We start from the raw sequence: 10853 nt of genomic DNA on the forward strand, positions 1-10853 counted from the left end.
GGCTGCGTCATTCCGGAAGCCGCTGCCGCTGGCGATCGGTGAACAGTTTTAGCACCGCCGCCGCGGTTTCCTCGATCGAACGCCGTGTCACGTCGAGCTGTGCCCAACTGAACCTGGCGCTCAGTTTTCGGGCATAGGCTACTTCATCAGCCACCGCCTGACGATCGATGTAATCATCATTGGGGGTATCGGCGCCCATGCTCAGCAAGCGATTTTGCCGGACCTGGATCAGCCGCTCCGGCGTCGCATGAAGGCTGACGACCAATGGCTTTTTCAGTGTCTCCAGTTGGTGCGGCAGCGGAATGCCCGGAACCAGCGGCACGTTCGCGGTACGGACGCCGCGGTTGGCGAGATAGATCGAAGTCGGCGTCTTCGAGGTGCGGGATACGCCGACGAGAACGACATCCGCCTCTTCCAGGCCTTCGACGTGTTGCCCGTCATCATGCATCATGGTGTAGTTCAGCGCGTCGATGCGCTTGAAATATTCCGCGTTCAAAACGTGCTGGGCACCTACCCTGCCCGTCGTCGCCGCGCCCAGATAGGCCTCGAACAACTGCATCACGGGACCAATGATGGAGAGACTCGGTATGTTGATGTTCCTGCACTTGGCTTCCAGCCGGGCAACCAGATCCTTTTCCAGCAATGTGAAGAGCACGATGCCCGGTGCTTCCTCGATCTCGTCAAGCACGCGGTCGAGCTGCTTCTGGCTGCGCACCAGCGGATAGACATGTTCGACCGCCGTCACGTTGGCGTATTGCGCGGCGACCGCGCGCGCCACCGTGATCAGCGTCTCGCCGGTCGAGTCCGAGACCAGATGAAGATGAAAATAGTTGCCGGTCGTGGGCACCAGAACCCCTGTGTATTCCTGTGAATCCTGTGGAGCATAACCGAGATGTTCGGCCCTGGATCGTCGCCTTCGGGAAAACCCTTGGTTTCTTCACAGGGCCTCACGCGAGGACAAGTCCAACGCCTCGCGGCAATGATAGTGAGAAGCTGTGGACTTGTCTCTTCATAAGCTGACCACAAAACATCGCAAGCGATTGATGCACGTTGTGTTATCAGGACGATCCGGTGTTTGGCCCGAATTGGTGATGGATGTGAACAAGCCTCGCAAAGAGACTGGACGGTTTTGTATGAGTCCAAATCACCGTCACTAAGACTCAAACCTAAGATTCTAAAATTATTAGTTTAGAGAAGCGGTGCCTTGCGGATATGTCTTGCGTCTCACGCTGGCGAAGCTTCTTCGCAACGCTTGAGAAGATCGGAACGTTCCGGAGATCAGGGCGGCTGCAATGTACGAGTGGATCACGATCACGGCCTACCCGTGGATCAAGGCGCTGCATGTGATTGCCGTCATCTCGTGGATGGCCGGCATGCTCTATCTGCCGCGGCTGTTCGTCTACCATTGCGAAGCCGAGGTCGGATCGAAGCAGTCCGAAACCTTCAAAGTGATGGAGTGGCGCTTGCTGAAGGTGATCATCAATCCCGCGATGATCGTCACGTGGCTAGCCGGGCTCTATATGGCCTGGAGCGGACATTGGTACATGTCCGGCTGGTTTCACGCCAAACTGACGCTGGTGATCATCCTGTCGGGCGTCCACGGCTTTTTTCCCGCTGGGTTAAGGATTTCGCCGCCGACCGGAATACCAGAAGCCAGAAATTCTATCGTATTATCAATGAGGTACCAACCGTCCTGATGATCTTTATCGTCATCCTGGTGATCGTGAAGCCGTTCTAGGGCGCCCTTTTCGTGGGTCGGTCGGTTTCTCACCTGCTTGCGAAGCGGCGGCCGATTTTCTATATTGTCGAAATCCCACCCCACGCAGGCGGATGTGGCTGCGTTCCGGCTCCTTCATTGGACCGGCCGCCGCATCAGGTTTGAAGCCTCACCGGCGCTTTCCTTGCTTAGACCTGCGGACCTTCCATTTTTCGTGTCCGGCTTTCACCAGCTTCGCACCCTTCTTAAAAGACACTCCACAGGACCACCCCAATGCGGGAAATGAAACTCCAAGACCTCAAATCGAAAACGCCGGCCGAGCTCGTTACGTTCGCCGAAGAGAGCGGGGTCGAAAATGCCAGCACCATGCGCAAGCAGGAGCTGATGTTCGCCATTCTCAAGCAGCTCGCGATCCAGGAAATCGACATTATCGGCGAAGGCGTCGTCGAGGTTCTCTCCGACGGCTTCGGCTTCCTGCGCTCGCCCGACGCCAACTACCTGCCCGGCCCCGACGATATCTACGTCTCGCCCTCGCAGATCCGCCGCTTCGGACTCCGCACTGGCGACACCATCGAAGGCCACATCCGCAGCCCGAAAGAAGGCGAACGCTATTTCGCGCTGCTGAAAGTCAACACGCTCAATTTCGAAGATCCGGAAAAGTCCAAGCACAAGGTCAATTTCGATAATTTGACGCCGCTGTTTCCGGATCAGCGCTTCCGTCTCGAGCTCGAAGACCCGACGCGAAAAAGACCTTTCTGCACGGGTGATCGATATCGTCGCACCGATCGGCAAGGGCCAGCGCGCGCTGATCGTGGCGCCGCCGCGCACCGGCAAAACCGTGCTGATGCAGAACATCGCGCACTCCATCACGGCCAATCATCCGGAGTGCTATCTGATCGTGCTTCTGATCGACGAGCGTCCGGAAGAAGTCACGGACATGCAGCGCTCGGTGAAGGGCGAGGTGGTGTCGTCGACGTTCGACGAGCCGGCGGTGCGTCACGTTCAGGTCGCCGAAATGGTGATCGAGAAAGCCAAGCGCCTGGTCGAGCACGGCCGCGACGTCGTGATCCTGCTCGACTCGATCACGCGTCTCGGCCGCGCCTACAACACCGTGGTGCCGTCATCGGGCAAGGTGCTGACCGGCGGTGTCGACGCCAACGCGCTGCAACGGCCGAAACGATTCTTTGGCGCCGCGCGCAACATCGAGGAGGGCGGTTCGCTCACGATCATTGCCACCGCGCTGGTCGATACCGGCAGCCGCATGGACGAAGTCATCTTCGAAGAATTCAAGGGCACCGGTAACTCCGAACTGATCCTCGACCGCAAGGTCTCGGACAAGCGGACCTTCCCGGCGATCGACATCTCGCGCTCCGGCACGCGCAAGGAAGAGCTGATCACTGATCCGCAGCTTCTGAAGAAGATGTACGTGTTGCGCCGGATTCTCAATCCAATGGGCACCATGGACGCGATCGACTTCTTGCTCGACAAGCTCCGCAACACCAAGAACAATTCCGAGTTCTTCGACTCCATGAATACCTGAGCCGCCAAGCCAGGCTTAGGGGAGGGCGCCTCGCACCGCGGGGCGCCCTTTTTCATGCTGCGGTCATCGCTGCGGCACCAAAGCAGCGTCGGAAAATTGGCGTTATTGATTGGTTAACCAAATAAGCTATTGAATTTTATATTGTTTATTCGACCTGGAGATCAGGGCAGGGCGCCTCTCCCGATTTTGCAGCATCGCTGCTGCACCTTTGGCGCAATGAGGTTAGCGGATGTTGGCCTGCGTTCTCAGACCCCGAATCGAAACTGCGTTGCCTTTTCAGGACCTCCCGCACAAATAGGCTATGCATCCGCGGGACCAGACCATTTTTGCACTGTCGTCGGGCCGTCCACCGAGCGCGATTGCCTTGGTGCGCGTCTCGGGTCCGCAGGCCGGGAAGCTCGTGACGGCGCTGGCTGGCAAATTGCCGTCGCCGCGAATGGCCACGCGGGCGCTCCTCCATGATGTCGGCCAGCGGCCGATCGATGATGCCGTGGTGTTGTGGTTTCCGGGTCCGGCCAGCGCGACCGGGGAAGACGTCGCGGAATTTCACGTCCATGGCGGGCGCGCGGTGTTGGACGCGTTGTTCGCGGCGCTTTCTGCGTTCGAAAATGTGCGTCCGGCCGAGCCCGGCGAATTTACCCGGCGCGCCTTCGAGAACGGCAAGCTCGACCTCACCGAAGCCGAAGGACTCGACGATCTCATCCACGCCGATACCGATCGGCAGCGGCGTCAGGCGCTGCGCCAATTGAAGGGGCTGCTTGGCGACCGAGCTCGCGACTGGCGTGCGCGGATCATCGAAGCGTCCGCCCTGATCGAGGCTGGGATCGACTTCTCGGACGAGGGCGACGTGCCGGCAGAATTGATCGCGCCGGCGTTGGCGAAAGTTGAAGTGCTGTCGGCTGAGATCGAGGAAGTCCTGGCGGAGCAGGGGCGGAGTGAGCGGCTTCGCGATGGCCTCGTCGTCGCGATCGCCGGGCCGCCGAATGTCGGCAAGTCGACGCTGATGAATCAGCTCGCGCGCCGGGAGGTCGCGATCGTCTCGCCGCACGCCGGCACCACGCGTGATATCATTGAGGTGCAGCTCGATCTCGACGGCTATCCGGTGACCGTAATCGATACCGCTGGGATCCGTGAGACGGACGATCCGGTCGAGCAGGAGGGGGTTCGTCGCGCCAGGGCCCGGGCCGCGGATGCGGATCTCGTGTTGTGGATCTCCGACTCGCCGGGGGCAGTGATCGACCACGATTGGGATGCGCCAGTTTGGAGCGTGCGAAACAAGATCGATCTCGAACAGATAGGTCGGCCATTGGCCGATGCGTCAGGGCAGGGCGATTTTCAGATCTCGGCGAGCCGAGGCGATGGTTTGCCCGAGCTGATCGCGGCCCTGATTGGTTTCGCTCAAAATTACTTTGGCGGAAGCGAGGCTGGCCTGATCGGCCGAACCCGGCAGCGCTTGCTTTTGCAGGAGACCGCGGCCTCGTTACGGCGCTGCGTTCAGGTAGTCGGGCGGGGCGAGGAACTAGCGGCGGAGGAATTGCGCATGGCAGCCCATTCGCTGGGGCGGCTCTTGGGGCGCGTGGATGTCGAGGACATTCTGGACGTTATCTTCCGGGAGTTCTGTGTAGGTAAGTGAGCCTTCCCTACCATCTTGTTTCACGTGAAACAGTTCCGTGCGCTTGGATGTTTCACGTGAAACACCAAGCCTCAATTTCCCATCGAGCAATTCCTTCTTCCGCGTTTTCCAACTCCGCGATAGAAGTCGCGACATGATTTTCCAGGCAGACTCCTTCGACGTCATTGTTATCGGCGGCGGCCACGCCGGCTGCGAGGCCGCGAGCGCAGCCGCGCGGATGGGTGCCAAGACCGCCTTGGTGACCCATCGTTTTGCGACCATCGGGGCGATGTCCTGCAATCCCGCGATCGGCGGTCTCGGCAAGGGCCATCTGGTGCGCGAAGTCGATGCGCTTGATGGCCTGATGGGCCGGGTGGCGGATGCCGGCGGGATCCAGTTTCGGATGTTGAACCGCCGCAAGGGTCCGGCCGTCCGCGGACCGCGCGCCCAGGCAGATCGCAAGCTGTATGCTGCGGCCATGCAGACGGCGATCCGGGAGACCGCCAATCTCAGCGTGATCGAAGGTGAGGCGGACGAGCTGATTGTCTCGAACGGTCGGGTCGCTGGAATTCGCTTGGTCGAGGGAAGGCAGCTTTCGGCGGGCGCGGTGGTCATCACGACGGGGACGTTTTTGCGCGGGCTGATCCATCTCGGCGAGAAGAACTGGCCGGCGGGCAGGGTCGGGGAGGCGCCTGCGATCGGACTATCGGCCTCATTCGAGCGCGCCGGCTTTACGCTTGGACGGCTGAAGACCGGCACGCCGCCACGGCTCGATGGCACGACCATCGACTGGGCCGCCGTTGAGATGCAGCCCGGCGACGATCCGCCTGAGCCATTCTCGGTCATGACCGATCGGATCACGACGCCGCAGATACGATGCGGGATCACTCGGACGACTCCGGCCACCCACGAGGTGATCAGGACCAATGTGCATCGCTCGCCGATGTATTCCGGGCAGATCAAGAGCAGCGGCCCACGCTATTGTCCCTCGATCGAGGACAAGATTGTCCGATTCGGCGATCGTGATGGCCACCAGATCTTCCTAGAGCCGGAGGGGCTCGACGACTCCACCGTCTACCCCAACGGCATCTCGACCTCGCTACCGGAGGAAGTCCAGCTCGCGATCCTCGGGACCATCCCCGGGCTCGAACGGGTGAAGATGGTTCGGCCGGGCTATGCCATCGAATATGATCACGTCGATCCGCGCGAACTGGAGCCGACCCTGCAGACCAAGCGTCTGCCGGGCCTTTTCCTGGCCGGACAGATCAACGGGACGACGGGATATGAAGAGGCGGCGGCCCAGGGAATCGTTGCCGGTCTGAACGCTGCGTTGATGGCGGGTGGGGCCGATCCGATCGTGTTCGATCGCGCTGACGGTTATCTCGGGGTGATGATCGACGACCTCGTGACCCGCGGGATCACCGAGCCATATCGGATGTTCACCTCGCGGGCCGAGTACCGCTTGACACTCCGAGCCGACAACGCCGACCAGCGTCTGACCGACAAGGGCATTGCCTTGGGCTGCGTAGGACAGGCGCGATCGCAGCGGCATCGCGGCAAGATGGCAGCGTTGGATGCCGCCAAGGCTTTGGCCAAGTCGCTGACGATCACTCCAAACGAAGCGGCCAGGCATGGCCTTGCGCTCAACCGGGACGGCCATCGGCGGTCGGCGTTTGAGTTGCTGGCCTACCCGGAGATCGAGTGGACTGTCCTGCGCGGCATATGGCCGGAGCTCTCGGCCATCGATCCATCGATCGCCGTGCATCTCGAGATCGACGCCAAGTACGATGTCTATCTCAAGCGCCAGACTGCCGACGTCGATGCCTTCCGGCGCGACGAGGGTTTGGTCCTGACCGATATCGACTATGCCGACGTGCCCGGACTTTCCAACGAAGCGCGCGCCAAGCTCGAAGCGGCGCGGCCGCGGACAGTGGGGCAGGCGGGCCGGCTCGACGGGCTGACGCCCGCGGCGCTGGGTATCCTGGCGGCGTATCTGCGTCGCGAGGCGCGGCGGAAGACCGCGAAGGTGAGCGCGTAAAAATCTGTTTCACGTGAAACAGGAATGTAGGATGGGTAGCGCTCTTCGCTCCCACCCATCCTACGATTGCTTCGCTCAGCGAGACCAATATGGCGAAGGCCGCCGCCCCCAGCCTCTCCCCAGTCCTGCCCTCAGACAAGGCCGCCGCTTTGGCTCTCACTCCCGTTTCACGTGAAACGGAGGCGCGGCTGAACCGCTATGTCGATCTTCTCATCGAATGGCAGACCAAAACGAATCTCGTGGCGCCATCGACGCTTCCGAACCTGTGGACCCGTCACATCTCCGATTCGCTGCAACTCCTCGACCTGGCGCCGTCCGCGAAGACCTGGGTCGATCTCGGCAGCGGTGGAGGCTTCCCCGGCGTAGTGCTCGCTTGCGCATTGGCGGAGACGCCGGGCGCCAACGTCCATTTGGTCGAGCGCAACGCCAAAAAGGCAGCCTTTTTGCGCGAGGCGGCCCGCGTAACTTCTGCGGCCGCTACCGTGCATTTGGCGGGAATCGGGGATATTGTGGATAGAATCGGTAGCCACGTCGATTGCGTCACTGCGCGGGCGCTGGCTCCGTTACATCAGCTTGTCGGTTTCGCGGAACCGTTTGTGAGCAGTGGCGCGAAAGCGCTGTTTCTCAAGGGTCAAGATGTAGAGGCTGAATTGACCGAAGCCACCAAATATTGGAATATTGAACCGCGACTCCATTCCAGCCGAACGGGCGGGCACGGCTGGATCGTCGAACTCGATCGGATCGAGCGGCGCAACCCCTCCGCGATCACACATGGCGATCGGGCATGACCGAATTAGATGAATTATATCAAGAGGATAGGGAGCCAACTCCGCCACCTCATCCACGCATCCTGTCGCTCGCCAACCAGAAGGGTGGCGTCGGCAAGACCACCACAGCGATCAATCTTGGCACCGCGCTCGCGGCGATTGGCGAGCGCGTGCTGATCGTCGATCTCGATCCGCAAGGCAACGCTTCCACCGGCCTTGGCATCGATCGCCGCAACCGCAACTGCTCGACTTACGACGTGCTGATCGGTGAAGCGCCGCTGCGCGACGCCGTGGTTGCCACCGCGGTGCCGCGGCTGCACATCGCGTCCTCGACGATGGATCTGTCGGGCCTCGAGCTCGAACTCGGCACGACGCCTGGCCGTGCGTTCCGCCTGCGCGATGCGATCGCGGCGTTGAACAAAAACGCGGCGCCCGACACCGACTACACCTATGTGCTGATCGATTGTCCGCCGTCGCTCAATCTGCTCACCGTCAACGCGATGGCAGCGTCGGACGCGATCCTGGTGCCGTTGCAGTGCGAGTTCTTCGCGCTCGAGGGTCTGTCGCAATTGCTGCAGACGGTGGAGCAGGTGCGCTCGACGCTCAATCCGAACCTGTCGATCCACGGCATCGTGCTGACGATGTTCGACTCGCGCAACAACCTGTCGAACCAGGTGGTCGCCGACGTCAGGCAATTCATGGGCTCCAAGGTCTACGACACCATGATCCCGCGCAACGTCCGCATCTCCGAGGCGCCGTCCTACGGCAAGCCGGTGCTGGTCTACGATCTCAAATGCGTCGGCAGCGAAGCGTATCTGAAGCTTGCGACGGAAGTGATCCAGCGCGAGCGCGAGCTGAGGACGCATTAGAGGGAATGTAGGATGGGTTGAGCGCAGCGATACCCATCAAAGCGCGCGATGAAGGTGATGGGTTTCGCTTCGCTCTACCCATCCTACGCGCGCCGTCGCGAAAGCTGGTGGGCACGCTTCGCTTTGCCCACCCTACGAGCAATAGAATTCTGTAGTGGAGTAGCCAAGTGAATCCTAGGGAGTTGGCGGCGATGGCCGACGAAACGCGTTCGCGACTGGGTCGTGGTCTCGCAAGTCTGATCGGGGACGTCGGCGGCGAGGCCGCGCATGTCGAACGGCCGCGCAACCAGCGCAAGGTACCGATCGAATTTCTAAAACCAAATCCGCGCAACCCACGCCGGACATTTTCCGATGCCGAACTGGGCGAGCTCGCCTCCTCCGTCAAGCAGCACGGCGTGATCCAGCCGATCGTGGTGCGGCCGGTGAAGGGCGCGCAGGACCGCTATGAGATCATCGCTGGCGAACGGCGCTGGCGCGCGGCGCAGCTCGCCAGCTTGCACGAGGTGCCGATCGTTCCCATCGATGTCAGCGACAGCGACGCACTCGAGATCATGATCATCGAGAACGTGCAGCGCGAAGACCTCAACGCGATGGAAGAGGCGCAGGGTTATCACGCGCTGGCCGACGAATTCAAACGGAGCCAGGAAGACATCGCCAAGGAAGTCGGCAAGAGCCGCAGCCACGTCGCCAACATGATGCGGCTGACAAAGCTGCCGGCGGAGGTGCAGGCCCTTATCGCGAGCGGCGAATTGTCGGCGGGACACGCCCGCGCACTGATCAGCGTGCCCGATCCGCTGGCGGCCGCCAAGCGCATCGTCGCCGAAGGCCTCAACGTGCGTCAGACCGAGGCGCTTGCCCACGAAGAGGGCGTGCCAGAGCGCAAGCCGCAGAAGGCGCGCAGCGGCGGTGGCAAGACAAAGGATCCCGACACCATCGCGCTGGAGAAGCGCGTCAGCGACGCGCTCGGCCTCAAAGTGACCGTCAATCACCGCGATCCCGGCGGCACAGTGCAGATCAGCTATCGCAACCTCGAACAACTCGACGAAGTGATGCGAAGGCTGGAGAAGGGGAGTTGAGATCTCTCCGTCGTCCCGGGCAAGCCAACGGGTCGCGCGAATGCGCGCCCGATGACAGGCTCCGCGCGACCCGGGACCCATACGCCGCGGCGGAATTTATTGGGCGAACTGCTCGACGGCCTTCCTAGTCAACACGATCCTGTGGGGTATGGGTCCCTGGTTGGCAGGGACGACGCCGAGATTCTGGCCTGATAGCTCACCCCCGCCGCTTGGCATTCGCCGCAATCGACAGCAGTGTCCGCAGCGCGATGGCTGACGCCAGTGAGGCCTGCTTGCGCATGTCGAGCGCGGCGGTTCCGAGCTGGTCAATGATCCCGGCAAGCCGCGCCGCGCTGAAATTGCGCAGCGCGATTTCGACGGCGCCCTTTCGCGAAAAATGCAGGCGCGGATAGCCGCCCTCGAGCAAGGTGGAGACGGGCGTTCCGTCAGCCACCGCAAGCGCCGATTTGTGCAGCCACGCGGCTTGACGCTGCGCGGCCGAGATGATCACGCCGGGATAGGTGCCGGCGACCATCGCCTTGGCGAATTCGCTTTCGACCAAATCCGGCTTGCCGGCAAACGCGCCATCGACGATCGGGTCGAGCTTCAGCTCGGACGCATCGGAGACGACGGTCATGACATCGTCGAGCGCAATCTCGCCCTTGCCATGGGCATAGAGAGCGAGCTTGCGGAGCTCGTTGCGCGAGGCCTGGCGGTCGCCGCCAAGCAACGACATCAGCGCGGCGCGGGCATCCGCGGCGATGCGCAAATTGGAAGTCCGTAGTTCCTCGTCGATCAATCGAGCAAGGTCGCGCTCGGTGTCGGGATAGCAGGCGATGGCGACTGCGCTCTTGGCGCGCTCGCAGGCCTTGCGCAGGGGCGATTCGGGCCGCAACTCGCCGGCCTCGATCACGATGCGGCAATCCTTGATTGGCGAATCAGCCAGCGTATCGACGCCGCTGGCGAAACTGCGGGAGCCGGCGCGCACACGAATGGCACGCCGGCCGCCGAACATCGGGATCGTCATCGCCTCATCGACCAGTCGCGATGGCTCGGCGGCCAGCTCGTCGCCGTCGAGCCGCACCAGCGAAAAGGGATCATTGGGATCGTCGACCGCCGACGCAATCAGCGCATCGGCGCGCTCGCGCACGAGACCGGCGTCGGGACCGTACAGCAGGATGATAGGGCGGCCGGCATCAGGCCGGGCGAGAAAAGCGTCGATGTCTTTTCCGCGGAGCGCGACCACGATGGAACA

At 61.9% G+C, this 10853-nt stretch carries 7 protein-coding genes and 2 pseudogenes; 7 read left to right on the top strand and 2 right to left on the bottom strand.

All coding sequences use genetic code 11. The features are described from left to right. Window positions 1-7: 7 nt before the first annotated feature. Window positions 8-847, bottom strand: coding sequence for a pyruvate, water dikinase regulatory protein (locus ACFXS9_RS34360; protein WP_065746322.1), 840 nt, complete (start codon window positions 845-847; stop codon window positions 8-10). Window positions 848-1292: 445 nt separating this feature from the next. On the opposite strand from ACFXS9_RS34360, the pseudogene hemJ reads away from it, so the two are divergent. The 7 genes and pseudogenes from hemJ (at window position 1293) to ACFXS9_RS34395 (ending at window position 9619) form a co-directional block, all read left to right on the top strand. Next, window positions 1293-1738, top strand: a pseudogene (gene hemJ, locus ACFXS9_RS34365) (protoporphyrinogen oxidase HemJ). A 252-nt stretch (window positions 1739-1990) separates the two neighbouring features. Continuing rightward, window positions 1991-3257, top strand: a pseudogene (gene rho, locus ACFXS9_RS34370) (transcription termination factor Rho). A 301-nt stretch (window positions 3258-3558) separates the two neighbouring features. Continuing rightward, window positions 3559-4890, top strand: coding sequence for a tRNA uridine-5-carboxymethylaminomethyl(34) synthesis GTPase MnmE (gene mnmE / locus ACFXS9_RS34375; RefSeq protein WP_392696987.1), 1332 nt, complete (start codon window positions 3559-3561; stop codon window positions 4888-4890). Window positions 4891-5023: 133 nt separating this feature from the next. After that, window positions 5024-6907: a tRNA uridine-5-carboxymethylaminomethyl(34) synthesis enzyme MnmG gene (mnmG, locus tag ACFXS9_RS34380; protein WP_392696990.1), complete on the top strand. Its 1884-nt coding sequence runs from the start codon at window positions 5024-5026 to the stop codon at window positions 6905-6907. An 89-nt stretch (window positions 6908-6996) separates the two neighbouring features. Continuing rightward, window positions 6997-7695, top strand: a complete 699-nt coding sequence (gene rsmG / locus ACFXS9_RS34385; protein ID WP_392696993.1) for a 16S rRNA (guanine(527)-N(7))-methyltransferase RsmG — start codon at window positions 6997-6999, stop codon at window positions 7693-7695. Then, entirely contained in the window at window positions 7692-8543 is an 852-nt protein-coding gene (locus ACFXS9_RS34390; RefSeq protein ID WP_334408401.1) for a ParA family protein, read from the top strand. Before rsmG ends, ACFXS9_RS34390 begins: the two co-directional genes overlap by 4 nt. A 191-nt stretch (window positions 8544-8734) precedes the next feature. Further along, the gene (locus ACFXS9_RS34395) at window positions 8735-9619 is read left to right on the top strand and encodes a ParB/RepB/Spo0J family partition protein (RefSeq protein WP_334365772.1); all 885 of its coding nucleotides are present in this window, start codon (window positions 8735-8737) and stop codon (window positions 9617-9619) included. A 196-nt stretch (window positions 9620-9815) separates the two neighbouring features. On the opposite strand, the gene holA is transcribed toward ACFXS9_RS34395, so the two are convergent. Further along, a complete protein-coding gene (holA, locus tag ACFXS9_RS34400; RefSeq protein WP_392696998.1) occupies window positions 9816-10844 on the bottom strand; it encodes a DNA polymerase III subunit delta in 1029 nt (342 codons plus the stop codon). Between the last annotated feature and the right edge of the window lie 9 nt (window positions 10845-10853).

This window comes from Bradyrhizobium sp. RDI18, assembly GCF_043203335.1.
GTDB classification, from domain to species: Bacteria; Pseudomonadota; Alphaproteobacteria; order Rhizobiales; family Xanthobacteraceae; genus Bradyrhizobium; species Bradyrhizobium retamae.

Bases quoted from the DNA above. Each gene is read 5' to 3' on its own strand.
- mnmE (WP_392696987.1), top strand. From the start codon at position 3,559: ATGCATCCGCGGGACCAGACCATTTTTGCACTGTCGTCGGGCCGTCCA.
- mnmG (WP_392696990.1), top strand. From the start codon at position 5,024: ATGATTTTCCAGGCAGACTCCTTCGACGTCATTGTTATCGGCGGCGGC.
- rsmG (WP_392696993.1), top strand. From the start codon at position 6,997: ATGGCGAAGGCCGCCGCCCCCAGCCTCTCCCCAGTCCTGCCCTCAGAC.
- ACFXS9_RS34390 (WP_334408401.1), top strand. From the start codon at position 7,692: ATGACCGAATTAGATGAATTATATCAAGAGGATAGGGAGCCAACTCCG.
- ACFXS9_RS34395 (WP_334365772.1), top strand. From the start codon at position 8,735: ATGGCCGACGAAACGCGTTCGCGACTGGGTCGTGGTCTCGCAAGTCTG.